Annotated in this window: 16 protein-coding genes; 2 read left to right on the top strand and 14 right to left on the bottom strand. The window is 52.0% G+C overall.

All coding sequences use genetic code 11. The annotated features are described in order from the left end of the window. Positions 1–22: 22 nt before the first annotated feature. The 10 genes from LMED105_RS10795 to LMED105_RS10750 form a co-directional block, all read right to left on the bottom strand. Positions 23–2,287, bottom strand: coding sequence for a CHASE2 domain-containing protein (locus tag LMED105_RS10795; RefSeq protein WP_008251105.1), 2,265 nt, complete (start codon positions 2,285–2,287; stop codon positions 23–25). A 13-nt stretch (positions 2,288–2,300) separates the two neighbouring features. Then, entirely contained in the window at positions 2,301–3,755 is a 1,455-nt protein-coding gene (locus LMED105_RS10790) for a FecR domain-containing protein (RefSeq protein WP_198006841.1), read from the bottom strand. 11 nt (positions 3,756–3,766) lie between these two features. Then, positions 3,767–9,151 (bottom strand): filamentous hemagglutinin N-terminal domain-containing protein, encoded by a 5,385-nt coding sequence (locus LMED105_RS16385; protein WP_008251101.1) that lies wholly within the window; start codon positions 9,149–9,151, stop codon positions 3,767–3,769. Between the two features lie 11 nt (positions 9,152–9,162). Beyond that, positions 9,163–10,803: a ShlB/FhaC/HecB family hemolysin secretion/activation protein gene (locus tag LMED105_RS10780; protein WP_008251097.1), complete on the bottom strand. Its 1,641-nt coding sequence runs from the start codon at positions 10,801–10,803 to the stop codon at positions 9,163–9,165. A gap of 18 nt (positions 10,804–10,821) precedes the next feature. Next, positions 10,822–11,601, bottom strand: a complete 780-nt coding sequence (locus LMED105_RS10775; protein WP_040513245.1) for a 3',5'-cyclic-nucleotide phosphodiesterase — start codon at positions 11,599–11,601, stop codon at positions 10,822–10,824. 30 nt (positions 11,602–11,631) lie between these two features. After that, a complete protein-coding gene (locus LMED105_RS10770) occupies positions 11,632–13,371 on the bottom strand; it encodes a patatin-like phospholipase family protein (protein ID WP_008251092.1) in 1,740 nt (579 codons plus the stop codon). Between the two features lie 78 nt (positions 13,372–13,449). Continuing rightward, positions 13,450–15,744: an AsmA family protein gene (locus LMED105_RS10765; protein ID WP_008251090.1), complete on the bottom strand. Its 2,295-nt coding sequence runs from the start codon at positions 15,742–15,744 to the stop codon at positions 13,450–13,452. A gap of 11 nt (positions 15,745–15,755) precedes the next feature. Continuing rightward, positions 15,756–16,478, bottom strand: a complete 723-nt coding sequence (gene dnaQ / locus LMED105_RS10760) for a DNA polymerase III subunit epsilon (protein WP_008251089.1) — start codon at positions 16,476–16,478, stop codon at positions 15,756–15,758. Then, a complete protein-coding gene (gene rnhA, locus LMED105_RS10755) occupies positions 16,475–16,915 on the bottom strand; it encodes a ribonuclease HI (RefSeq protein WP_198006846.1) in 441 nt (146 codons plus the stop codon). Before rnhA ends, dnaQ begins: the two co-directional genes overlap by 4 nt. Positions 16,916–16,948: 33 nt before the next feature. After that, positions 16,949–17,767, bottom strand: coding sequence for a class I SAM-dependent methyltransferase (locus LMED105_RS10750; RefSeq protein ID WP_008251086.1), 819 nt, complete (start codon positions 17,765–17,767; stop codon positions 16,949–16,951). On the opposite strand from LMED105_RS10750, the gene gloB reads away from it, so the two are divergent. Then, the gene (gene gloB / locus LMED105_RS10745) at positions 17,758–18,531 is read left to right on the top strand and encodes a hydroxyacylglutathione hydrolase (protein WP_008251084.1); all 774 of its coding nucleotides are present in this window, start codon (positions 17,758–17,760) and stop codon (positions 18,529–18,531) included. The genes LMED105_RS10750 and gloB overlap by 10 nt on opposite strands. 164 nt (positions 18,532–18,695) lie before the next feature. Then, the gene (locus LMED105_RS17110) at positions 18,696–19,946 is read left to right on the top strand and encodes a transglycosylase SLT domain-containing protein (RefSeq protein ID WP_008251082.1); all 1,251 of its coding nucleotides are present in this window, start codon (positions 18,696–18,698) and stop codon (positions 19,944–19,946) included. Positions 19,947–19,952: 6 nt separating this feature from the next. On the opposite strand, the gene LMED105_RS10735 is transcribed toward LMED105_RS17110, so the two are convergent. The 4 genes from LMED105_RS10735 to LMED105_RS10720 are packed head-to-tail and all read right to left on the bottom strand — an operon-like array spanning position 19,953 to position 26,458. Next, complete coding sequence (locus LMED105_RS10735) at positions 19,953–21,782, bottom strand: dipeptide ABC transporter ATP-binding protein (protein ID WP_008251081.1); 1,830 nt, start codon at positions 21,780–21,782, stop codon at positions 19,953–19,955. A 4-nt stretch (positions 21,783–21,786) separates the two neighbouring features. Further along, complete coding sequence (locus tag LMED105_RS10730; protein ID WP_008251080.1) at positions 21,787–23,184, bottom strand: ABC transporter permease; 1,398 nt, start codon at positions 23,182–23,184, stop codon at positions 21,787–21,789. 14 nt (positions 23,185–23,198) lie between these two features. Further along, entirely contained in the window at positions 23,199–24,176 is a 978-nt protein-coding gene (locus LMED105_RS10725; protein WP_008251079.1) for an ABC transporter permease, read from the bottom strand. Next, positions 24,176–26,458 (bottom strand): ABC transporter substrate-binding protein, encoded by a 2,283-nt coding sequence (locus LMED105_RS10720; RefSeq protein WP_008251078.1) that lies wholly within the window; start codon positions 26,456–26,458, stop codon positions 24,176–24,178. Before LMED105_RS10720 ends, LMED105_RS10725 begins: the two co-directional genes overlap by 1 nt. Positions 26,459–26,491: the final 33 nt, after the last annotated feature.

The raw sequence follows: 26,491 nt of genomic DNA, 5'->3' as shown, positions 1-26,491 counted from the left end.
GATTCAATCAAGTCGATTCGTTTTACTTCGTGTCGAATTGGGTTACACCATCCCAGTTATCAGGTGGTGGATTCAATTCAAAATACGCGATGCGGTTTTCGTAGAGGGCATGCAAAGTGGGATTCGTAACCAAGCTGCCCTGCAAACCTGCCAACTGTTCACGTGCCGGCAGCCATTGCTGGGCACGAAATGCCTTCAAAAACCGATTCCATTGTTCCAACTGATCTAGACTGGCTTGGGTCAGCACTGTGCGCTCCCCCAAGGGGGCATAAATTGAAACGGGCTCATTCTTCCCTTTCACCTTGACGGCATCCAGCTCTTGAAACACCATACCGGGCACAGCGGCTTTGGTTTGCGGACCAACAATAACGCCCACACCGTAGGTTTTGGTGATGCCCTCCAGCCTCGAACCCAGATTCACAGCATCGCCCATGACGGTGTAAGCCCGGCGAATTTTTGAACCCATGTCGCCCACTCGCATTTGCCCTGTGTTAACACCCACCCCAATGGCCAGCGTGGGCCAATTGCGCGCCAAAAGTCGTTCATTCAAACGCACAGCCTCCTCCTGCATGGCAATGGCTGCTTTGGTGGCCAACTCGGCATGTTCGGCATCGGCAATGGGTGCGCCCCAAAAGGCCATAATGGCGTCACCGATGTATTTGTCCAAGGTACCTCGATGGGAGCGAATGATTTCTGACATCACGGTGAGGTATTCATTGATGTACTCACGCAACTCATTGGGCTGAAGCGATTCAGAAATGGTGGTAAAACCTCGAACATCCGAAAACAGCACCGTGAGTTCGCGGCTTTCACCTTCCATGGAATAACGCGTGGGGTCTGAGGCCATTTCAGACACCAATTCTGGCGCTACATACTCCCCGAACAAATCCACCATTTGCCGCTTGCTGCGCGATTCTGCCAAATATCCATAGGCAACGTCGAACATGAATATGGCAAGCACCAGCAACAACACCACCGCCACTGGCAAGACCAGGCCCGCCTGGAAATACAGCACGGAATTGATCGCCACGCTGGCCACCAACACCGCAAGCGCAACCAAAAGAGACCAGGTGGCGCTCAGAATGGGCATCATCACACTCAGCACGAAACCCACTGCCAACACCGTAATGAACAACAAACCCTGCGAATACTCGGGTCGAAGTTTGTAAATGCTGTCGAGCATGCCACTGATCACATTGGCATGCACTTCGACCCCCGGGTAGGCCGGGTTCACGGGTGTGCTTCGCAAATCAAGCAGGCCTGGCGCTGTAGTACCGATCAATACAATTCGACCTTCAATGTCTTCAGGCTTCAACGCACCCGCAAGTACATCGGCAGCAGACACATAGCGATAGCCGCCAGCATTCGGACCACCCTTGGCCCGGAAATGAACACGGGTTAACAAGCCACGTTCAACTGGAATGTCCAACTCGACTTCAGGAGACCTTAATGCAATCAGCTCCACTGCACCATAGTCGTCTGGCACACCTTCCGGAAACACCGGTATGACCTGTGGGTTACCCAAGGCACGTCGTAGGGTACCCAGCGCAAAACTCTGGTAATAAGCATCATTGAATTGCGCAATCAATGGAATGGAGCGAACGGTGCCGTCCTCGTCCACAATCGGGTTGAAGTACCCACCCTCTGCGTTTTTCTGCAGTACGGGTATATTGCCGCCATAGCCCTGCCAGCTTGTGCTGTCCAGGCTCAACTCGCCCAACTGGCTTTTCTTGAACAATGCAGGCGGAAGCGCGCCAGACAATGCTGTCGCATCCTGATTCAGGTAGTACCCCAACACCACAGGGCGATCAGCCAGAACTTGGGCCAACTGGGCATCTCGATCAAACTGCGCTTGAATTCCAGATCGCATTTCCTGCAACTGACTGCCCAGCGCAGGTTTGTTTTCAATGATAGTGTCCAAAGCAAGAAGCGCATCACTTTGCTGAGGTTCGGCAAACACAATGTCAAAACCCACTGCAGCGGCGCCCAACCTGTCGGTCAACTCAACCACAAGCTTGGCCACCACATCGCGAGACCATGGCCAACGCCCCACCTCGCTCAAGCTTTGTTCGTCAATATCAACAATCACAATGCGCGGGTCTAGCTCGGGCAGCTGTGCCTCTGCCCGAAGGCGCACATCGTAAACCAGGTAGTCGAGGCGCTTCACCACTTCACTGGGTGCAAAACCCAACACATGTAACAAAGCGACTGCCGTGAACGAAAAACCGACACCAATACGGAATGCCTTGCCCGCGATTTTTCGCCAGGACTTGATCAATTTGCTCATGCCTTAATACCCATCAAGGCGCACATTGCGGCGCCGAAAATGGCGGAGCAGACAAGGTGACGTCTTGAACAATCACATCGGGCGGTGCAGTCAGCAATTGCGGAGGCAAATTACTCAGCGTTTGCACAAAAGCGCCCTCACCCCGGTTCACCTCGAGCGGGGCCTGATTCGAGTTGCTGATCACAATGGTGCCGTCATTCACGGCAACAAACAATTGCGAACCTTCGTCAGAAGAAGCACCACCTTGAGTCAGTGACTGCACTGGCGTAGACGACAATGTTTCAAAATTTGCAGGTGTTGTTTCAGGCAGCGGGCCGGCATTGGGTATATTGCCGAGAACATTGGCCAATGAATTGATCACTTGAATATTCACATTATCTGCCGGAATCACAGCAGATTGCCCGGCATTAATGATTGAATTCACACCGCCCGACGTTACGATAATCTGACCGTCACGAAGCTCGACTGTCAAATTGGCCCCACCCGAGCAAACCACCAAACCACCCGACACGGATGTACATGAAATATCAATTGCCGTGCCTCGAATACCCACCGTCGCAGTTTCAGTAAAAAACTTCACGTTGTTGGGTTCAGCTTTGGCAATTGCGCCAGTGACAGCGCGCACTGCGCCTTTGAGCAACTTGAAGGACGCTACAGAGGTTTGTGGCGAAGCGGGCGCATATCGATAGGCTGCCACTTGCATGGAACTGCCGCCCGGCAAAGTGAGCCGAGTAGAATCGGCCATGCTGACCACGGCAAACCCGCCTTCCGATACATCAATGGTTTCTCCGGCAAACACTGCCGAGCCTTTTTGCAAAGCGCGTCGCTTGCCTTCAACCGACACTGCAAATAATTCGCCAGTCAGTTGGGAAATACGCCCCGCCACATCAGCAGTAGAAGTATTTGTGGCTGTGGCTTTGTCAGACTCGCCCTTGGCCAGGCGAGTACATTCATTGCCTTTGCAAATTCGGGCGGTGAAGTCGGTTCCTCGAATGCCGATGGTGGCTGTTTCGCTTTTCAGTGCAAAAGCATCTGCGCTGCCGCGCTTGCCGATCAAACCAGTGAGAGTACGCAAACCACCTTTCACCAGCTTGAATTCTGCCTTGTCGGCGATGGGATGCTCCGGTTGATACTCGTAGTTTTCAACCACGAAGCGCGTATTTGGACGCAACGCCACTTGCGTGGTATCCACAAACTCCAGCACTGTAGTGCTTTTTGCCTGGGTATTGATGACATCGCCCACATTCAACTTGGTACCTGCACTGGCAAATTTATTTTTGCCTTCCGAAGTTTGCAGATTAACCAAGCCTGTCACTACTTTGATGGTACCTACCACTGCTTTAGCAGGTTGACTTGCCGATTGCCCACCCGTGGGTGCGAGGTCTTTGGGTTGAATATTTTGGGCGAACGCTGTGTTGTTGCCAAAAACACTCAAGGCTAGCAAGCTGAAGGCCAATAATTTTTGCATGTTGTTGGTCCTCATTTGCACACCGCCGAAGCCCGTTGTGGATCACTTTGGGTGGTCTTCAACTCAATGTCATTGGACTGCTGTGAGATGGTGGTACCTGCGGTACTTTGATTGGCCACCTCGACAGCCTCCTCTTCCTGCTGGGTTTGCTGCGTGCTGCTTGTGGATGTGGTACCCGAGCTTGGCTCGGTGCTGCTTGTGGAAGTGGACGTGGGCGTAAAGGCCTGATTCAGGTTTTGCCCCACTGCAGTACTGTCGGTTCCGGTGCTTTGCGTCAACGAGGTTGGACTTGTTGGCGAGGTGGGCTCGGGGGTCACTGGCGGCGGTGAACTTACAGCCACTGTTGATGTACTCATTTGCTGAATTGGCAACTGCTGCCCATTTGTGGCGTTGGCAATTACAGGTGAAGAGAAGGTGTAAGCAGAACTGGCAGGTGAAGTGGAAATACCTCCGAAAGTGCCGTTGATGGTGTTGGCCTCCAAAAAGGCGTACTGACTACCCGCAACCAGCGTACCACCTGAAATATCAATTAAATTCAATTGACCCGCCAGGTTGGCGTTGCCCTGTACCACGATGCAATCGAAATCAGTACCCTGAACCCCACCGTTGCTGGCAATTTCAATGTCGATAATGCTGCTGGCATCCAGGTTCAAGTCACCACTCACTGTCATCAAGCCGGGAGATGCACCTGGAACGATTCGACCACCTTGGGCATTCAAATTGCCAGTGATATTTGCAAATCCACGCAAGGCCCCGCCGTTGATGTTGATGTTACCCACCAACTGGGTTCCTGGCTGGACAGTGAGGTTACCGGCGGATTGACTGTAACCTGTATCAAACGTAAACAATCCGCCGTTGAAGAACACATTCGCAGCATTCTGAAAAGAACCACCGAAATAAATGTCCTGCACCGACCCACCTGAGAAGTTCAATGAGCCAGTGCCCACATTCACGAAGCTATTTCCAAATAGGCCAGAGCCGGTTAAGTTCAAAGTTCCTGCGTTAGAAAACAGACCTGTACCGGAGACCAAATTTGAAAAAGTGTAGGTGCCAGTGTTGTTAATTGTGCCGCTGTTTACAATCGAATTTTGAACAATACCCCCACTGGTATTGTTGAGGTTCAAAACACCGCTGTTGTTCAACATACCCGTGCCGGTCAGCAAGCCACTGAGTGTGTAATTACCCTGAAACTCAAGCGTACCGTTGTTTTCCAGATTATTTGAAATATTTTCATTGGATGCGTTATTGACGAACCGGGCGATTGCATCACTCCCGACAAGCAGCCTTCTTCCGCTCATCAGGTCTGAGGCTGTAATCGTGGTGAGACCTCCCATCAACATAATGTCGGTAGGCGTTTGAATCTGAGAAAAATTCAATGTCAAATCGGGGGCAAATTCAACCCCACTTCCCGTGACGCCTGCTGAGTTGAGATTAGTAATCACTGAGCCCGCAAAAGTGCCAGCCTGGGCCACATCGAATTTCACGCAGAAATCTGACACCGAGCAGGTCAAGCCATTGACCGCCGATGCATCAGGGGTGCCATCAATCACGAAGGAAGGGTTGGCAAATCCGTTTAACACAGTAGTGACTGGCGTGGAGAAACCGTCAAAATCATCATACTCAGCCAAAGCCACAGCTTCTGGGGTCAGTTGGCCCACGAGGAAGACGGGACGCTGTGGTGGCGTTGATGAACCATAAAACAGTTGTAAAGCCGGTGGCAAACTTGGCGCATTGCCGGTTACATTCAAACGAATACCACTGCCTACATTCAAGGTCATTGAGTCTGGAATGGAATCAGCGGCCATCGGGTCATAAGCTCGTCTGCCAGCAATAATCAAGTTACCTTGCGTTCCTGAACTGATCGTTGCAGAGCCATTCAAGTTGGCCACGCCCGCAGCATCTGTTTCCACAATCAGGAATGCATCGCCGCCCATATTGATGGTCGCACCATTCAAAACGGCGGGCGTCACTGGTGCGCCATTTCCATCTTGGGTTGCCAACAAGACCACACCAGTTGGCGATACATTGATAGTAGTAGTTACTTCGGTGTTGCGCAGTTCCAGAAAACTGTCTGGCGCAATATTGATTGCATTGGTTGTACCGGCGCTGGTCAGTAAACCACCGGTTACCACCAAATCGTCACCCACCAGAATGTTGCCCTTGCTCAGCGGGGCTGAAGTTGCGGCGTTGCTTGCGTTAACGAGGCTGTTGTCCCACAAACCTTCAGCGGCCAGGCGGCCTCCATTCGTACGGTTTACATCGTACAAATCTGCAGAAGTGAAATTGCCTGACAACACCAGGGTGGAATTCATACCATTTACATTCAGGGTACCGTCCGCGGACGATACATTTTTGCCTTCGAGGCGTACCCGCCCACTGTTCACAGTCAGCGAACCATTGAAATCGAGATCCACAACGGGTTCAAAATCAGTGTTTAGCATTTGCGAGAATTGAACTTCACCAATCCTGAGTGAGCGGCCGTCACCCCCAGCATTGACCTGAATATTGGCAGACTGAATCAACATGGTGTTGATGGGAGTCGACATGCTGACCTCAGAGTTGAGGTCAAAGTTCTCAGTACTGGTTTGGATGGAATTCAGGAAACCTTTGACTTCAATGGTCACAGGAGCCTCTAGGCGCCCATCCAAACCAGTGATGTCAACAATCGCACCGCCCGAGGGAGAACCGGAAAAGCTGGCAGTTTCCAAAGGTGGCATCGAGTGAATAATGTCATCTGTGGCCGCCCCGTTCATCACAATACGCGCACCCTGTTGAGCCACAAACTGCCCTTGTGTTGTTGAGATATACGCACCAGGTTGCTTGGCTGGAACCATCGGGGTAACACTCACCTCTGAAGAGGAGGAGTTAAACGCACGCCCCAGTTCAAGAAAAGAGCCAGTCGACAGGGTAATTCGGGAATTGGCACCCATGCCGAGTGCCTGGAAACTTGCATTGTTAAAACCTGCACCAATATTGAAACTTCCGTTTAAATCAGTATCAATCGCACTCAGGAAAGAGGATGAGCCAAACTCGTTGGACATCATATTGAATGTGCCGTTCAGAATTGCCTTTTGGTAATACAAACTAGAGCCCACCAGATTGATGGTACTTCCCGTACCGGCTGCAATATCACCAATTTGGTAAAAACCAAAAGGTGAGCTGCTGCTGCCAGCACTACTTGAAAAATTCAAAGTGCCGGCATTGGTGTCAATTTCGACAATGTCGTTGAAGCCACCGTTGAAATTGACAGTGCCACTGGAGACCAATTGGTTCAAGGTGGTATTGGGATTCAAATCAAACGAAAATTCGGGATCAAATCGTGTAAAGGTCGACACTGTACTACCGGCATCTACAGTCAGACTATTCGCATCCAGGAAGTTGTATTGCAAATTGCCTTGAATGGGTGCGGGCAAGTCAAAATTGTCTACACCAACGCGAATATCAGTAGCTGGGGTAGTTTCAATGCCAAACAAGCTGAGATCATTCACCATCAAGTTGGCCCCAAGCACATTCAATTTCACCGTTTTCTCGGGACTGACAATGTAGCTTTGCTGGGTCATTGGATCGGTGGCCACCGCACTGGTCACGGATATTCGATTTAACGCCAATGGGCCACTTATACCGGTGTTCATACCCGACAACAAATTCACACCATCCAGGGGCAACTGGCCCTGCGTGTTGGTGGGTAAAGCCGTACCAAGATCGTACGGCGACAAAATCAAATTACCGGTGTTACCCAAGTACAGCGGGGCATCGACATACACAGGCTTTGCAATGTCGTAACTCAAGAACAGATCGAAGCCATCAAAAACTTGCTGCCCAGGCATCAAACCCACGGCTGCATCAATATTGATTTCACCTTTGGCTTCCAAAAACAGTTCCGGATTAAAACCAGTCGATTGAGAGGAGTTTTGATCAATCAAAATGGGTGCAGCAATGGTCAAATTACCGTCGCCTGGTTGCGTACCAGTGGTGTAAATTTGGACAAAACCATTGTTTTCCAAACCAGCCACTACCGTGGTGTTCAAAAGAAATGACTCAGTGGGCGAGAAGGTTGAAGAAATATCGTCGGTGGAAAAAAATGGGCCTTGTGAGCTGTTTTCAAGGTTGAAACCACCTTGGGGAATTTGATCCACAATCGTCAAGTTAGCCGGGTCGATCAGCCACTGCCCTGCTTCCCCCTGGGCTGCTGAAGTATTCGCAGCCACATTCACTGCCAGGCTTTGCTTACCCGAGGTTTCTACCCGACCGCCATTGCCACCCAGGGCACCGCCCTTGGCTTGCACTTCAGAATCCACAGCAGTGTGGCCATCGGCCCATACCACCACTTCTCCGCCATTGCCATTGGCCGTCGCATTCGCAGAAATTTGGGTGTTGGCCTGCACCACGGTTTGCTGCGCATTGGCCAGGCTTTCATCTAGCCCTTTCCAGCCCCCACCCACATGCACTGTGCCGCCACCGGTACCACCATCGGCAGAAATGCGTGCTCCGCTCAGCACAGCCACGCGTTGGCCGGTGATGTCAATTTCACCACCTTGGCCTTGGGTACTTTCGGCAAGCACCTGTCCGCCCACCAATGCATCACCTTGCGCGATGAACCGTATAACGCCACCTTCACCCACTTGCGCACCAGTGGCTTCAACCACGCCGCTGTTTTTCACCAAATGCGAAAACAGTGATGCATTTTTACTGATGATTTGGCCCAGATTCACTGCTTTGTCGCCGTCCTTGGAGGCAACGGTCAAGCCAATGGTGGGATGCCTCATGTCGACAATGGTAACGCTGTGACCTGCGGCCAACAAAACCTCACCATCGGCGTGAATGATGCCGCTGTTTTCAATGCTGGGGGCCAACAGAACAATGGAGCCACCCGAGTGCGTAGTCAGTGAGCCCTGGTTGACGATGTTGCCCGCCGTACCCGCGGAGTCGTTGAAACGCAGATGTCCGTTCAGCAAATCTGTATCGGAAGCTGCCAGGGTGCTGGCCAAAAAGCCTGCGGTGTCAACCACGGCACCTTGGCCAAAAAACACTCCCGCCGGATTGATCAAAAATACTTGCCCATTGCTTTGCAAGGTGCCAAGAATTTGGGACACATCGCCACCGGTAACACGGTTAAACACTTGGCTGGCTGCATTTTGTTGAACAAACTGCGTGGTTTGCCCAACATCAATATTGAACTGTTGCCAATTCAGAATGGCACCCGGCGTATTGGTAATCTGCATCAGGTTGCCAATGGTTTGCGCGGTGGCCTGCCCAGCAACCACCGACATCCCGGTGGGGTTTGCATAAGCTGAACTGGCAATGGCCATGGCAACACCCAAAGCCACGGCCTTGCGTCGAAACTGGGTACCTGAACTGCGAACTGAGCTGCGGCTTGAAAGACGATTGGATTTCATGGTGTCTTTCCTTACAGGGAAGTGGCAAAAGTGACGTGCAACATCACATCACCATGCGGTTGAATGGGCACGCCTGACACCACCTTGGCCAGGTCGACTCGGAATTGGTGTTTGGGGGAAAATGCGAAACGCGCGCCCACACCATAGGACATTAAATGCGGCTCGACAGGTGATCCGAACACTGGGTTGTTGAACTTCAACTGAGCGGCGTCCACGAAACCAACAAACTGCAAACGCTCAAACAAAGTGCCGAAATTTTTGCTGACATTCGGGCCCATCAGCTCGAGCGACTGGCGGGTACCGCGGTCTGCGGAAATAACCCGTTCTTCAAAACCACGCACGGAGTAAACACCCCCCGCACCAAACTGCTCGCCGGGAATCAAAGAGTAATCGGTGTGTTGTGCATCCAGCTGCGCGGTCAGGCGCCAGCCAGGCATCACCTGCTCAGACCAACTGGCGTTGGCTCGAATGACATCAAAATTGGCCTCGGCGGCCGGGTTGGTCATGCGGTACTGGGTGGTTGAATTGTTACCACCGGTGACATAGTTTTTAAAGTACCCGATTTGAAAAGCCCGTTGCCGCGAATCAAGTGCCTCGGAAAGGGAATAAGACACGCCCACAGGTCTGCTTTCCAGTTCTGGAACCAAACTTGGCCCAAAACCGTTCAATTGAACCTGACTGACAAACTCTTTGATTTCGTGAGAAAAGGTAAGTCGAGCATCGAACCCGGCCAAACGATCCAGCAACTTCACCCACCGAATTGCAGCAGTGGTACCGGCACCGGCCACTGACACAGAACTGGCTCCAACGCTCAAGTTACCCGCGTCCACATTCGAATCGCTGTACGCCAATTCAAGCATGGAGCTAATGCTGTAAAACGGTACTTTGTAATTCAGGCCAAATACCTCGACATCTGACCAACGCCCCGGCGAGGTCACGTATTGAAACGAAGCCATGTGACCTTTGTTAAAGGCATTGTTGTGTTGCAAGGCCAAGCCCATGCGGAAGTCACCCGTGGCATTGGTACCAGAGTTGTCCAGCGTCAAATATGCAGCCAATGGTTTTTGATCAGAAACCTGCACTTTCGCGTCCACCAAGCCTGGCTTGTCGCTGGGCTCCAGGCGTACACGGACGATTTTCGCCGGGTTGTCATTGATCAAACGCAGGTTTTTATCCATGTCCACAGTGTTGATCAAGGCCCCTGGTTGAAGCACCACCAAGCTTTCCTGAATGGACTCCGCCGTGAAGTAGTCGTTACCCGCAACCGTGACTACATCCAGCCGCGCATCGACAATTTGCAGTTTAAGCTGTTCACCGGGTTTGATTTCCTGCTCAGGAATCAACACACGAACTACTTCATAACCCGCCTCGGCATGTAATTGTTCAACGGCCACGGTGGCAGTTCGCAAATCGGAAAAAGTGATTTCACGACCGGAAAAACCACTCAGCACAGCCATGACTTGGTCCCGCGGAATTAATTCCGGTCCCAACACCTCAAAACCCGACACCGCGAAACTGGGTTCCTTGTATTCTTCACTGCTTGACTGAGAACCTGATGTGCTTTCAGGCAGGGTTTGCGCATTTGCAAGCTGCAAATGCGAATTGACCAACAGCACCACTGCACAGGCGACTGCGGAAAGTTTGAATTTCATAGAATTGTTGTGTAACCGTTAAATGTTAAAAATCATTCCGGCCGATAAAATGCGCAGCGGCTGGCTTCCCGGATACTGCTGTAACTCTTTTTGAATCTCGTCGTGCTCTCTGGGCTTTAGATGACTAATCCAGATTTCACATGCCGCGTTTAATTTTTGAAGCTCACCAAACAACAAACTTGGGCACAAATGCTTGGCCAAATCTGCCAGCCATTTCTCCTTGTCAGGAAAAGCAGCTTCAATAAAGAAATAATCTACCTTTTTTGCTTGGTTGATAAGGGTGAATAACCGGTCTGTTTTGTGCGTATCTCCGGAGAAGCACCACCCACCCGTGGGAGTAGTCAAGAAAACACCCACGGCGGGCACCGTGTGATCCACCTCTACAGTGGTAATTTTACGTTCACCAAACAACAGCTCCTGCTCAGGCTTTATCTCAACATACTCCAGAACCGGGTTTTCCGCTGTAGGAATCTTTGAGAAATCAGGCCATATTTCCTCATTGAAAATATGTTGCTGCAAGGCCCTGATTGTGGGGAGGGTGGCGTACACACGCAAAGGGCTTTTGCGGCCCACGCCAACTGTGTCGATCAAAAATGGCAAACCACAAATGTGGTCCAAGTGGGAGTGGGTTATGAAAACATGCTCGATTTGCTCAAGACGGGCGAAATCGAGTTCGCACAGGCCTGTGCCCGCATCGATCAAAATATCGCTGTCAATCAGGAAGCTTGTTGTTCCTTGTCCGGGAATACCGATACTGCCGCTGCAACCCAACACCTCTACCGTAGAGTGTTTTTGCATCAAAGCCTCGTAAGAATGACGACTGCGTTGTTATGTAGTTTTGTGAAGCAAATCCAGTATATCCGGAATTGCCTTACGCCCAGCCTCGTAACCCAAGGCAACGATCTCTTCTCTGCGCTCAAACTCCATCAAACCGATTTTTTCGATGGAAGGCTGAACATACAGGTCGCTAATGACTTTGGCCTGTCTTGACTTCTCAATACCGCCCAGTTCAATCACCCGCATCAGCGATTTCATCATGGTGGGCATTTGTACACTGCTGTCATCCAGCATGTGCGCGGTAATGTCTTCCTCAAGACCCACATCCACTGTGAGAATTTTTCGTGCGCCACGGGTACGCATGCAATCTACCGGCACATTGTTAACCAGTGCCCCATCCACCATCACATGTCTTCCGGCCATGAACGGCTCAAAAAAAACAGGAATAGAAGTACTGGCACGCACGGCTTTCCACAAGGGGCCTTGTTCAAACAAATACTGGTTGCCCGTGGTCAAATTGCAACTGATGGCGAAAAACGGAATGGGTTGGTCTTCAATCAACAGATCGCCAAATGCGTTGCGGTACACCTCGTCAACGGCCTTGCTTTTCACAAAACCATGCTTGGGTATCCAGTAGTCTGTCAGTTTGAACGGCAAACCTTTCTTGAAACTGATGGCAAGCGCCTTGTTAACCTCGACAGCTGAGCGCCCAGAGGAAATGAGCGCACCGACCAAAGCACCCATGGACGTTCCACCCACAGTGTCCACCACCACGCCGGCCTCCTCGAGTGCCTGAAAAAAACCAGCATGCGCGAATCCGCGGGCACCGCCACCGCCCAGTACCAAACCCAAGGTCAGTCCCAGAATGTGTCGTGCCACACGCGCATTGTCAGAGTGATGCCCGCGCCGCACGTGCAACAGCTTGAATCCAGTGCCAAATTTGCTGCGTATGCGTTCCACCACCGACTGCTCAACCCACGCGGCTTCATGCACCAGTACAAACCACACGGGCAAATCGTCGTCTGCGCTCTTTAGCTGGGCTTTCAACAACTCACAACTGCGCGAATCATTCAAAGTGCTTGCGCACAGCATGACCACCATGCAATCAAGCTCTTCAATCAGGCGGTCGTCCAAAACCTCCAAGGGCTCCGTCTCGATCATTTCCACCACCCAGTCTTTGATATGGGCCGAAACTGGCGGCGTTACATCACTAAGCTGCTTCCAGCGCCGCAACTCACAATGCCGAGCCATGGCAGACTGAAATCCCTCGATCGCCTGAGTGCTAAAACCCTCCGGGCGAACAAAAGACTGAAACAAAATGAATTGGTGTTGTTTCAAAGGGCCGCTGTAGCCCAGTTCACGCTTGAACCGGGAAACGAGCATTCGGATCAAGTGGTGATAGACCGAGCGGCTGAACTCGCCAAACTGCTCCAAGGCGGTTTGATCAATTTCAAGCAGTACGCTGTCCCGGCGGGCAGAGATGGTGAGTGTGCGCGGCGCCTGGTCGAAAAAACCGAGCTCGCCGATCATTTCCCCCGGGAAAAAAGAAAGAGTCAGGTCTTGCAAACCATCTGGGCGAAAGCGCTGCCCTTTCAACTGCCCCTGCAGCAAGAGATAAAAGTGATGACTGGGGTGACCTTGTTCAAACAAAGTAGCGCCACGAGGCAAGTGGACCAGTTTTGCGAGTCGAATTAACTGTTCAGCTTCAGCGGGCTGAATTTCAAGCTTTTTGGACAAAAGCTCGATGGCATAACTTAGCTCAATGACTGGCAAGTCAGCAGGTTCGGACACAGGGGCACCGTTTTAAGAATAATTTGCCTTGATGGTAGCAAACTATTGCCCCCCAAAGCACCAACCCCCACGGGGCGGTTATTTCAGGAAACCTTTCAAAGCATCCCTTACTTTTTCCTCAGCCTTGTTTTTCAGTTCCTCTTTCTTCTCATCAATTTTGGGTTGCAATTTGGCTTTGGCCGCTTCTTTGGCCAACTCTTTGAACTGCAACTCCCACTGAACGCCCGTGAACGGACCGTACAGGCGAACCGGCACAGTCACGCCATTCAAACCCGAGTCGAGGGTTTTTCCACCCTGCCCTGTGCTGGTGGCCACCACCGATGCCTTCGCCAGGTAATCCAGAGAATTGTTCACCAAATTCACCCGCCCTTCGCCGCCAATTCGAAACAGGGGGGCCATCACATTCAAGTCATTGGAGCTGGCCACGCCATTGGCAATGTCAAAACTGACCGCCAATGAACTGAAATCGGTTTTCTGGGCAGTGTCTGTTTTTTGGGTGGAGTTGCTGCCGCTGCTTAACAGCGATTTTGCATTTCTGAACCGTTCAGCCAGATTAATACCTTTAATGGCACCGTCTTGAAGACTGACCGAAACCTTGCCATCCAAGGCAGCTTTCATCTGGTTCACCGTGTTGCCTGTGGTGCGAATATTGATACCTACATTGCCCTTGCCCTCGACCATGTCTTTGTCGAGCAGCGCTTTGATCACAGGCTGAATTTGCACGCCGGTCATGTTCTGGTTCACGGTCACTGTTTGAGTATTCGCATCGGCAGTAATCACACCCGTGGTTGAACCGCCGTACAACTTTGCATCCAGCGGCGAGATGGTCAGCTTGCCCCCTCGCGCCACTGCCTTTGTTTTCAATTGCTGGGCTTGAATATTCGACACTTTCAGTTCGCCGATATTGGCAGTCAGATCCAGGTTCAAGTTGCGCAGCGGGCTTAGGTCAACAGGCGTGTCTTGAGGCTTTTCAGCCGAACTTGACGTGGTCTTGGTGCCTGAGTTTTTCTTGGGAGGCAACAAGGCATCGATATCCAGCTTGTCAGCATTCAGTACTGCGGTAATCGCTGGTTTGGCAAAATTTTTAACGGCCGCTTTCAAATCAAAACTGGTGGCTTCAAATTTCGAGTTCAAATCCAGCTCGGCAGTTTTTTCCGTGTTGTTCACTGCCAACCGGCCAGCCAAGGGCATGCTGGCCTGCTTTTTAGGCAGAGCAGGATCTTTCACATCGAGTTGACCAGTCAGCGCTGCCAATTCGATCAATTGACTTTTCATGTTCAAGGTCATGGGACTGGCCAGCTGCAAATTCACCGTGCGCTCACCTTCCACCAAATTCACTGTAGTTTTCAATGCAGCAGACACCGCCTGCTTCAAATTGCCCTGCAAGCCTGCCAAGTCAAGCGTGGCGTTGATACTGCGTGTGGCTTGCTTCAAGTCGGCCTTGAAATTCAAGGCCTCACCACGCGCCACAGTTTCACTGAGCTCCAGTGAGGGTGAGATCAAGCTGACATCGAATGCACCCACATTGGGAAGTTGTCCTTTGGCTTTGGCATCCAGCGACTGCGCCTTGATTTCCAAAGTATTCGGATTCACATTCAAGGTGCTGGCCTGCACATTCACATCGGCTTGTTGCTGATCCAGTTGACCCAACACCGCAAATTTCAAATTTTCAAAATTCGCATACAGGTTTTCACCCAAACCAAATTCAAGGCGGGTGTTCAGGTCGATGTTCAAATCGGCCTGCGGCTTGTTGGCCTTCACATTGCCTTTCAGTTCAATGTCGGTGGGCACACCAGGCTCAATGCGACCACTTTGCATGGCAAAGTTGTTCAGCGAGGCTTCCGAGCCAGTCTGCTTGTCAATGTACGCTACATTCAGATTTTCAAGTGCAATTGAATCCACTGAAAAATTAAGTGCCTGTTCACCAGTGTCCGGACTTGGTTCAGACTCACTTTGAACTTCATCTTGATTGTCGGATTTGCTTAAATCATCAAAGTTGAACTTGCCATCCGCATTTTTTGCGACATTGACAGTGACGCCGCTGGCTTGTATCGCGTCAACCACCACCTCTGAACTTAACAGAGGCAACAAAGCCAATGAAATACTGACTTTGTCAGCTTTCAGAAATTGATCGGTACTTTGAAATTCCGAGAGTGTTACGCCATTCAGGTCGGCACCAATCGAGGGAAACCACTTTAACTGCACGGGGCCGGTGAATGCCAAATCACGCTGCTGCTTTTCCTTGACGATGGCACTGGCTTTGTTCAACAAAGCCTGTTGGTCAATCGTATTCACCAAGATCGCTGCGGTGGCTGCCAACACAAGCGGCACACCAACCACAATGCCCATGCCCCATACAATTGCCTTTTTCATGGCAAACCTCCTTAAACTGCGGGTTCTTCAGTCGCCTGGCTAATTTTGCTCCACACGCTTGGCCCTTTGGCCGCTTTTTCAATGTCAGCCAAATACGCCTGATGCAAGACCAACTCTTCTTCAGTGGGCTCAGGTTCGGGCAAATTCAGTGCGCTAAGTTTGATTCTCTCTACACCGTCGTCATCGTGCTGCGCATTCAGGTCAATTACCAAACTATCTTGCCCGCGGGTCATGGCCAAATAGACTTCTGCCAGAATTTGCGAGTCCAGCAGCGCCCCGTGTAACTGGCGGTGTGCATTGTTCACGCCAAGTCGGTCACACAGTGCATCCAGATTGTTGCGCTTGCCCGGAAACATTTCGCGCGCCATACCCAAGGAGTCGATCACGCCATCCACATAGTCGGCCATCTTCCCCAAACCAAGGCGCTCTAGTTCACCGTCCAGAAAGCCAATGTCGAATGATGCGTTGTGAATAATCAGCGTACTGCCTTGCACAAAATCGAGAAAATCTTTCGCGATTTGCTTGAATTTGGGCTTGTCCGCGAGCATTTCGTCGGAAATACCGTGCACCTGAAAGGCGCCCTCATCCACTTCACGCTCGGGGTTGATGTATTGATGAAAGTGGTGGTCAGTCACTTGCCGACCGTTCACTTCAATGCATCCAATTTCGATGATGCGGTGACCTTGCCGAACTTCCAGGCCTGTTGTTTCTGTGTCCAGTACTACATATCTCATTGTTTCATCGCCTTCTCTACACCCAAGTTGGCCAACGCATCGGCCTTTTCGTTTCCGGGATTACCGGAATGGCCCTTCACCCAATGCCAGCGCACCAAGTGACGAACACTGGCTTCATCGAGTATTTGCCACAAGTCAGCATTTTTCACCGGCTTTTTATCCGAGGTTTTCCAGCCATTCATTTTCCACTTTGGCATCCACTCCAATACTCCTTTACGCACGTACTGCGAATCGGTGTACACGTCGATGCTGCAACGTTTCTTCAACGCATTCAAACCCTCGATCACGGCGGTCAATTCCATGCGGTTGTTGGTGGTGTTCAATTCACCACCGCACAATTCTTTGGCATGGTCACCCGATTGCAAAAACACACCCCAGCCACCAGGCCCTGGGTTGCCTTTACAAGCCCCGTCGGCATACATCACGACGCTGGCAATTCTTTGTTCTGTCACAATTCAATCCTGTTGGCCTTATCCACGGTCGCCTATTGTAGGTGTTTTATTCAGCGCCTTATTGGCCACAGGTTTCAGTTGGCGTGCGGATACTTTCTTGTCTTTGAAGGCTGGCCCGATCAAGCGCATGCCACGCACCCTTTTTACCGCGCACACAAAATAAACGGCACCACAGACCGGCCACCACCGGTCGCCCGCGTGCTCCATAAAACCCATCCGGCTTAGCCCCTTTTCGGTGAATGCCGGAAAACGGTAACAACCAAAACGACCAAACTCGGGTTCGCAAGACAAAAGCTTCAGCCAATCTTTCAAGCGACTCAAATGGATCGGCTCGCACCCTTCGGGCCACACCGGTGCCCAGCGTTTCAGGGCTGCGTGGCGAAGACCCCACAGCGACATCGGGTTAAAACCAGTGATCACAACCCGCCCTTCGGGCATCAGCACACGCTCCACTTCACGCAGCAGCTGGTGCGGGTCTTCTGAAAATTCGAGCACGTGAGGAAGCACAATCATGTCCAGCGACTGGCTCTCGAAAGGCAGTTCTTCAAACTCGGCAAAGCAATCAGGTGTAACCACTTCCACACCCTCGGGCTTGCTGGCCACCAAACCCTGCTGCACGTAAGCCCTATGGGGAATGCGGCTTTCTTTCAAGCCATCGACCAGCCTGGTACCCAGTTGCACAGCCCTGAAACCGAACAGATCGGGCACAACAGAATCAATCCAGGCCTGCTCACGGCTTGTGAAGTACCGCCCCGCCGGTGTGTTCAACCAGGCGTCGAGTGCTAACATTTGGGCTTGTTGTGTACTCAAGTCGTTCAGGGGTTCAGATGGAATCATTCAAGTCTTCTCAAGTTTCGAATTGGTCGGTCTATGGCATTCCGGCCTTTCAGGACAACTACCTGTGGGCGATTGTTCATGAACCGAGTAAGGCCTGCATGGTGGTAGACCCCGGTTGCAGCAAGTCAGTTCAAGAATTTCTGGATTCTCATGGTTACCATCTTAGCGGTATTTTGGTTACCCATCACCACATGGACCACGTGGGTGGAATCGACGCGCTGTTGAGTAAAGCGGGTAAAGACCTTCCGGTGTATGGCCCAGCCAGTGGAAGAATTGCACAGATCAACCGCCCGGTGCGGGAAGGTGACACCGTGGATGTGCACTGCCTGGTCGCTCAGGTATTGGAAGTACCTGGTCACACGGTGGACCACTTGGCTTACGTGATTGAGCTAAAAGACACCATGAACAGCGAAGAGACCTGGATGTTTCCAGGCGATACCCTGTTCTCGGGCGGCTGTGGACGCCTGTTTGAGGGCAGCGCCCAACAAATGTTTGAATCCCTTCAAAAACTCAATCAATTTCCGGCAAACACCCGCGTCTACTGCGCGCATGAATACACGGAATCGAATATGCGGTTTGCACGGACCTATTCACCCGAGTCCAAAAATATTGAAGCCAGGGAAAATGAAGTCCGCAGAATTCGGGAACAGGGCTTAAGCACTATTCCGACAACGTTGGGTATTGAGCGGCTCAGCAATTTGTTTATCAATGCCAAAAACCCCATTGAATTCAAACAAATACGCGACGCAAAAGACACTTTCTGATTGCAATAACGAGTTAACAATTTTTTACAAAATCACTTATTTGAAATAATTCAAGGGGTGTCACTCAGGCTGGGGCATGGGTCAACTCTCGATTGACCTACACAAAAGTTCAACATAGGATGCACTTTCATTTCGCTCTTTGCCCTGTCCGGCACCCAAGCCCTTTGAAATCTGACTCGTTCAAAAATGGAATCAAGCCTTATACCAAAGCGGCCACCAACGGTCGTTTCAAGGCGGTATTTGGTATTTTGGCTGGACTTATCGCCGCTGGGCCCAACCTAAGCTGGGCCAACGCGCAACAGGCCGAGATTGCGCTGAATGCTGACAGCGAGGAGGTTCAACTGTTTGGCCTGGTTGCCCCCAACCCCGGTCTTGAACTGAAGATGTCTGGGCCATTCGACCTGATCACCCTCGACCTGGCTGAAGAAGCTGGAGATGTGTGGGCTGATATCCGCAAAGGCTTTTCGATACCTGATCTGGAAACACAAGCAGTCGATGTTCGCGAACGCGCGTTGCTGAAAAACAAGCGCATGGTGAACAATATGTTGCAACGCTCCGAACCATATATTTATTTCATTGCGCAAGAATGTGCCAAACGTGGCATGCCTTCTGAGCTGGCTTTGCTGCCTTTCATTGAAAGCCAGTTCAACCCACATGCCCGCTCCCCCTCAGCCGCCGAAGGTTTGTGGCAATTTATACCGAGCACGGGCCGTCAGTTTGACTTGAAACAAAACAAGTGGGTTGATGAGCGGCGAGACCTGGTGGCCTCTACTCGCGCGGCACTAGACTACCTGACGTACCTCTACGATATGCATGGCGACTGGCACCTGGCTTTACTGTCTTACAACTGGGGAGAAGGTTCAGTGCTACGGGCAGTTAAAAAAGCACAGGAGGCAGGCCTGGAGCCTACCTTGGACAACCTTGAATTGCCTCTGGAAACCAGACATTACATTCCGAAACTACAAGCGCTTAAAAACCTGATTCAAAGCCCGGAACGCTTTGGGCTGAGTTTACCCAAGTTCCCGAACAAACCTTACTTTGCTGAAATCAAACGCAGCGCTGATGTGGACCTTCGGGAGATTGCTCGCCTGGCTGACGTGGAACTGGAGTTGATTCGCAAACTGAACCCCGGTTTGAACCAACCGGTTTTGTACGCGGCCCACAGCAATACGCTGCTGGTGCCTGTTGAATACAGCGCGAAAATTCAGGCCAGCCTGAAACAGTACAAACCACCCAAAACCCAACGCAGCTACACGGTCAAGAAAGGCGACACCTTGGGAGAAATAGCCCAACGCTTTGATGTGAGCGTGAAGGCCTTGCAGAAACTCAATGGCTTGGGCAAGAAGAAGTTGATCAAACCCGGCATGAAATTAAGCATTCCACACACCCCGAAACCAGGCAGCTGGGAATCTTGAACCGTTTTACAGCAGTGGCGCCGCATCGATTAGCTGACGGGTGTATGCATGCTGCGGGTTGGCAAACAACTGTTCTGCCGAACCGCGCTCAACCACATCGCCATGCCTTAACACCACCACTTCATCGGCCAGGTACTGAACCACAGCCAAATTGTGTGTAATGAACAGCATGGCCACGCCGGTTTCATTCTGCAACCGTTTCAGCAAATTCAGTATTTGGGCCTGAACTGATACGTCCAGCGCCGAAGTCGGTTCGTCGCAAATTAAAATTTTGGGTTCAGAAACCAAGGCGCGTGCAATTGCGATGCGCTGCCGCTGCCCACCCGAAAATTCATGGGGGAATCGGGCCAGGGCTTCTTCGGGCATGCTGACTTGCTCGATCACTTTCAGCACCCGGGCCTTGCGCGCTGCCACATCAAGATCGGGGCGCAAGCTCAGCAAAGGTTCTTCCAGAATTTCTGCAATTCGATGGCGAGGATTCAGAGAAGCAAAAGGGTCCTGAAATACAAATTGAATTTTCGAGCGCCAGCCCTCAGGGCCGCGCTCCGCCCATTGGCGAAGCGGCCTGCTGTCCATCAACACATCGCCTTCCACTTTTGCATTGCTGCCGATCAAACCCAACAATGCGCGAGCAGCAGTTGTTTTGCCTGAACCCGATTCGCCCACCAAGGCCACCGTACGCCCCTGCTGCAACGTGAGATCAAGCCGATTCAACACGGGCTTGAATTGCTTGCGCAGTAGCCCACCCTTTTCGGGATAAGCGACCGACAAAGACACGGTTTGCAACACCACCTTGCCCTGACCGGACTGGGTGGAATCACCACCCGGCTGCGAGCCCGACTGCGGCTTGTGAAACGACAGGTCGGCGTGATAAAAACAACGCACTTCATGCGTAGTGGTGGCCAGATCAAGTTCGGGGGTGTTCTGGGTGCAGTGGTCTTGCGCATGCATGCAGCGTGCGGCAAACCGACAGCCAGGTTTGGGATTTACCAACGACGGAACACGCCCTTCAAGCGCGTACAAAGCCTGCCCACGTTGGGCTTGGCTGGGCAGCGACTTCACCAGTGCATGTGCATAGGGGTGGCGTGGTGCAGCAAAAAACTCAGCGGTGCTGGCTTTTTCAACCAGTTGGCCAGCGTACATCAGCCCCACTGTGTCGGCCATTTGTTTCACAATCGCCAGGTCGTGGGTAATCAGCAGCATGGCCATGCCCTGCTCGCGCTGCAGTGTTTTCAGCAAATCGAGTACCTGCGCTTGAATGGACACGTCCAGCGCAGTGGTGGGTTCATCGGCAATCAGCAAATCGGGCTTTACGCTCAGCGCCATGGCAATCATGACACGCTGCTTTTGCCCCCCCGACATTTCGAACGGATACTGCTGCAAGCGCTTTTTGGGTTCTGGAATACCGACCCGACCCAGCCACTCTTCAGCCTCACCTAAAGCCTGCGACTTGCTGGCACCAGTGTGCAAACAGATGATTTCAGTGAGCTGATCGCCCACCGTCATCACCGGGTTCAAGCTGGTGCCCGGTTCCTGAAAAATCATGGCAATCCGCTTGCCGCGCAAGGTGCGCATGGCGGTTTCACTGATACGCAACACATCGGTGTCAGCTTGACTGGCCTCGCTTAATTTCACCTGCCCTGCAACAATTGCGCCGCTGTCGGGTAACAGGCGAGCTATGCTGAGTGCGGTCATTGACTTGCCACAACCTGATTCACCCACCAGGGCGAAAGTTTGGCCTTTTTCAATGGCCAGTGAAATGTCGTCGAGCGCGTGCACCCAACCGGCCTCGCTGGCCAATCGGGTAGTCAGTCCATGGATGTCGAGCAAACTCATACGCTTACACCCTTACCAAAGATTGTTTCAACTGGCGCGCGCGCGGATCGAACGCATCGCGTACGGCGTCGGCAAACAGGTTGGCCGACAGCACCAACAACAGCATGAATACGAAGGCGGCCACCAAGCTCCACCACACAACAGGTTCCCGGCTTAGCTCCAGCCTTGCCGCATTGATCATGGTGCCGTAACTGAAGGTGCTGGGGTCTACGCCCACACCCACATAACTCAGCACTGCCTCGGCCAGTACCAGGCCAGAAAAATCCATCACCATGGCAATCAAAATCAGGTGCATCAAATTGGGCAACAAATGCGAGAACAGAATTTTCACGCTGGATACGCCACTGGCCCGGGCAGCAAGAATGTAATCTTGCTCGCGCATTTTCAACACTTCGCCGCGAATTAACCTGGCCAATCCAGTCCAGCTGGTGAGCCCCAAAATTGCACACAGGAAAAACAGGCGCAGGTCTGCTTTTTCGATTGATGATGCAAAGGCCTCTGGATTGGCATCCAGGGCCACCTGCAACATCAAGACCGTGGCGGCAATCAACAACACCGATGGAATTGAATTCAGCGTGGTGTAGATGTACTGAATAATGTCATCAACCCAACCGCGGAAATAACCCGCCGCCAACCCCATTGCAATGCCCACCGGCAGCGTAAGCAAGGTGGTCAGCAAACCAATCAGCATGGCGGTGCGCAGCCCTTTCAAGGCAATGTAAAACACGTCTACGCCCACTTTGTCGGTTCCCAGCACGTGGTAGGCCTCGGCCCATTTCCACACAACGCCACCCACAATACAAAGTACAAATAAAGTCCACACAACGGCTTGGTAGGCGCCACTGCCTGTAAACACGGTGATGCTGTTTTGATGATCCACAGGCACCATGGCCCGGCGGATCACCCACAACGCTGCCAGGAAAAATGCCCACAGCACGGCACCGCCCAAAGCGCCTTGGTAAGCGCGCTTGAGCAGATCTTGCACCTTCATGCTTTCATCGCTCAAATGCGCACCGCCAAACTGCAAACGGGCGTAATCACGCACCGGCTTGCCATCGACTTCCATGGTTTCCTTGCTCAGGGAGCGGGTGGCCAAAGGCGCTGAATAAGACTTTTCACGTTCATAGGCCAAAGGACCCAGGGCAACGTCGAGTACGGAAATGATCGGACTGGCATAACGGCTTTGCTGCTCGGCATTCAGGCGAAGGTGCACACTGTCGAGCAGGGTAATCACCACCGCCAACAACAACACCACCAAACTGGCACTGGCAATTTTCGATTGAAAAACCAAACCCCATGAGGCGCGGGACAGCGGGTTCTTGATCACGCTTCGGGCATAGGCCAACACGCCAAATACCAGCAGCCAGATCAACACATCGGTAAGCAATAAGGTAGGCATCATGTGGCTGGCGCTCCTTATGCCAAACGAACCCGAGGGTCCGCGATGGTGTAAGCAATGTCAGTCAAAATCAAACCCACCAAATAAAGCACCGAACCAATGAACACCATGGCACGCACAATTGCAAAATCTTGCGACTGAATGGCCTCGATGGTGTAGCTGCCCAAGCCCGGAATACCGAAGAAAGACTCAGAGATTAATGAACCCATGAACAGGAGTGGAATGACTGTGACCGAACCAGTCAGAATTGGAATTAGACCATTGCGCAATACATGGCGACCAAGCACCTGAACTTCAGACAAGCCCTTGGCACGCGCAGTGCGTACATAGTCTTTGTTGATTTCTTCCAGGAAAATGGTGCGATACCAGCGGGTGCCACCGCCCAAACCGCTGACTACACCGATGATGACCGGCAGTATCAAAAAGCGCCATGCATCAACGCCTGCGTCGTAACCGGAAATTGGCACCAGCGCCAGCGTTTTGGAAAACAGGTACTGCCCGCCAATGATGTAAAACAAACCTGAAATGGACATAGCCAACACGCACAACACCACGCCAGTTAAATCAAGGTAGGTGCCACGGAAAAAAGTCAGCAGCAGTGACAGCACAATGTTCAGGAACAAACCCAGCACAAACACGGGAACAGCCAAAGCCAGGCTTGGCCCTGCACGCTTTACGATTTCATTGGCGATGTTGCGACCATCGTCGGAACTGCCAAATTCACCCACGAACATGGGCACCGACTTTTGAAAGAAAATCGTTTCAGTGAGTTTGTCAGAGCCTGGCGCTTCGCTGTTGATCAGCAAAGGCAAATCGTATCCTTTTTCACGTTTCCATTGATCCACCGACTCTTGCGCAACCCGCTTGCCGCCAAGGGCCAAACGGGCCATGTCGTCGGGGCTGTTCACCTGAAAAAACAAAACGAAAGTGATCAGGTTCACACCCAACAATACCAACAAGCCGTACAGCACACGGCGTAGCAGATAATTGCCCATCAGCGCTTGCCCCCTGTGCTGCTTGCCACGGTGGCGGCCAAATCTTCGCGAATACCCATGGCCTGCTCACGGCGCTTCCAGGCGGCCCAAGCGGGCCATATGAACAGGGCCAGTGCTAACAACAACACCGGGATTGGCCACCACTCTGGCTGGTTCCATTCCTTTCGGGCGGCATCGCGTTTGGCAGTGTCAATTGTTTTGTATTTGATGCTGTTGCGGGCCAGGTCGTTGGGTTTCACGTTGCCATACCATTCGTGAATCAAGCCAAACTGTTGGGGCACAAAGGCAAACAACCAAGGCACATCGTCTTGAACCAGGTCGGTCATCTGCGAAATGATCGCGGCACGCTCTTCGTTATTGGGCATGGTTTTCATGCGCTCAAACATGGCGTCGTACTGGGCATTCGAGTAATTGGAGGCATTCTCACCTGCAGTTTTGGCACGACTGTTGGGGCCATAAAGCAAGAATAAAAAGTTTTCCGGATCGGGGTAATCCGCATTCCACCCAAGGAAGAAAATTTGAGCATTGCCCTTGCGGATTTTTTCCTGAAAACGGTTCCAGTCGGTGGCACGAATATCCAATTGAATGTTCAGCTTGGCGAACTGCTTGCGGTACCAATCGAAGCGGGCTTTGTCGCCTGGGCCACCGCCTGTTGTATCGAGCGCCAAGGTTAAAGGTTGCCCTGTTTTCGGGTCTATTCCGTTCTCGTAACCCGCTTGTTTCAACAAGGCCAAAGCATCTTCAACCGGTTTACGCACTGGCTTGCCATCAACAATGTTGTACACCTGCGTGTTATAGCCTGCCTCACCTTCTTCGAAGCCAAACAAGCCAGGTGGCACTGGTCCGTGTGCGGGTACAGCTCGACCGTTGGTGAAAATTTGCGAGAACTCTTCCCAATCCATGGCAATTGCAATGGCTTGGCGAAGCAATTTGGCACGGCGCGCCTCTTCGGCGGAGCTGCCCGGCCCCACCACGGGATCCAGCCAATTGAAACCCAGATAAAACATGCTGGTGGACAATGATGTTTCCAGACGAATGCCCTTTTCCGCCATGTCCGGGGTTAAAGCTGCATCGCCATCGGCGCTGGCACGAATGGCCTGATCAAAGGTGTCTGCACTGACCCCAGAGGTGTCGTAATAGCCCTGCAGAAACTTGTTCCAGTAAGGAATGCCCTCTTTCTCGCGCGTGAACACCACTCGATCGATAAAGGGCATTGTTTTGCCGGCATCGGCCAACAGGCCTTTGGCCTTGTCGCCGGGCTCACCCTCTGATGGATACGGCTCACCGCGGTGGTTCGGGTTGCGCGACAACACCATGCGGGAATTCGGATCATTTTCAGTCAACATGTAAGCACCCGTGCCCACAGGCCACCAATCCAGCACCAGGTTGTTTTCTATAAAACCTTTTTGACTGTAGAACGCATCAGCTTCCCAGGGAATGGGTGCAAAAAAAGGCATGGCCAGCCAGTAAATAAACTGGGGGTATTTGCCGTTCACGCGAATTTCTAGTGTGTGGTCGTCCAGCGCTTTGGCACCAGGCAAATCAAATTCACGCAGATCAAGCCAGGGCAAGTCAGCTGTGGCAGGCGGAAAGGCACTGCCGGTTTCTTTCTGGATTTTCTCTTTCAGCGCTTTGTCGTGTTCTTGCAGGGTTTTTGACAAGTCCCCCAAGCCTTCCACGTAATCGCCCATGTGCCCCAGAATTGGAGACACGATTCGCGAGCTTGCAAGCCGCTTGATTTCATACACATAGTCGTGCGCCGTTAATTCGCGCGTGCCCTGCTGCTCAAACTGCAAGGGGCTGCTGTATTTGCGGGCCTCTTCGCCGAGCTGGTGGTACAAAAAATTGCCCTGGGCATCTTTCGCAAAAGCCGGGTGCGGTTGATATTGAATGCCAGGCTTTAATTGAATGGTATAAACGCTGGTCCTCACCGCGTTAAGCGGCGCGTCATCGGGCAATTCGTTGCCCGCCTCATCCAGGTAAACCGGTACAGGCATGGCAGCAGCAGCCAAGGGCTCTAGCTGATAGGGCCGTTTCAGGTAGTGGTACTGAAACAGCGGCTCGTAAATTTGGTAAGTGAATTCCGCTTCGTCGGAGGTGTAAGACTGCGCTGGATCCAGATGCTTGGGGCGTGCCGTGAAGGCGGTGTAAAGGGTGTTGAGCTTTTTGTCTTCCGCAGTTTCAACGTAAGGATTGTTGGGCGCCTTGCCACATGCAGCGAGCGACAGGCACAAAGCCACCGCCACTGCGAAACTGCCTGTAATGCGACCGAAAACTGCCAAAAAACCACCCTCGCACTGTTGTTTTTTTAGATG

This window comes from Limnobacter sp. MED105, assembly GCF_000170915.1.
GTDB lineage: Bacteria > Pseudomonadota > Gammaproteobacteria > Burkholderiales > Burkholderiaceae_B > Limnobacter.
Note: the sequence above shows the minus strand (reverse complement) of the source record. Positions and strands in the feature narration are given on the sequence as shown.

Excerpts from the sequence above, each read along its gene's own strand:
- LMED105_RS10765 (WP_008251090.1), bottom strand. The coding sequence starts at position 15,744 with ATGAAAAAGGCAATTGTATGGGGCATGGGCATTGTGGTTGGTGTGCCG.
- LMED105_RS10730 (WP_008251080.1), bottom strand. The coding sequence starts at position 23,184 with ATGATGCCTACCTTATTGCTTACCGATGTGTTGATCTGGCTGCTGGTA.
- dnaQ (WP_008251089.1), bottom strand. The coding sequence starts at position 16,478 with ATGAGATATGTAGTACTGGACACAGAAACAACAGGCCTGGAAGTTCGG.
- LMED105_RS10790 (WP_198006841.1), bottom strand. The coding sequence starts at position 3,755 with ATGCAAAAATTATTGGCCTTCAGCTTGCTAGCCTTGAGTGTTTTTGGC.
- LMED105_RS16385 (WP_008251101.1), bottom strand. The coding sequence starts at position 9,151 with ATGAAATCCAATCGTCTTTCAAGCCGCAGCTCAGTTCGCAGTTCAGGT.
- LMED105_RS10780 (WP_008251097.1), bottom strand. The coding sequence starts at position 10,803 with ATGAAATTCAAACTTTCCGCAGTCGCCTGTGCAGTGGTGCTGTTGGTC.
- gloB (WP_008251084.1), top strand. The coding sequence starts at position 17,758 with ATGGAATCATTCAAGTCTTCTCAAGTTTCGAATTGGTCGGTCTATGGC.
- LMED105_RS10775 (WP_040513245.1), bottom strand. The coding sequence starts at position 11,601 with ATGCAAAAACACTCTACGGTAGAGGTGTTGGGTTGCAGCGGCAGTATC.
- LMED105_RS10725 (WP_008251079.1), bottom strand. The coding sequence starts at position 24,176 with ATGGGCAATTATCTGCTACGCCGTGTGCTGTACGGCTTGTTGGTATTG.
- LMED105_RS10735 (WP_008251081.1), bottom strand. The coding sequence starts at position 21,782 with ATGAGTTTGCTCGACATCCATGGACTGACTACCCGATTGGCCAGCGAG.
- LMED105_RS10750 (WP_008251086.1), bottom strand. The coding sequence starts at position 17,767 with ATGATTCCATCTGAACCCCTGAACGACTTGAGTACACAACAAGCCCAA.
- LMED105_RS10795 (WP_008251105.1), bottom strand. The coding sequence starts at position 2,287 with ATGAGCAAATTGATCAAGTCCTGGCGAAAAATCGCGGGCAAGGCATTC.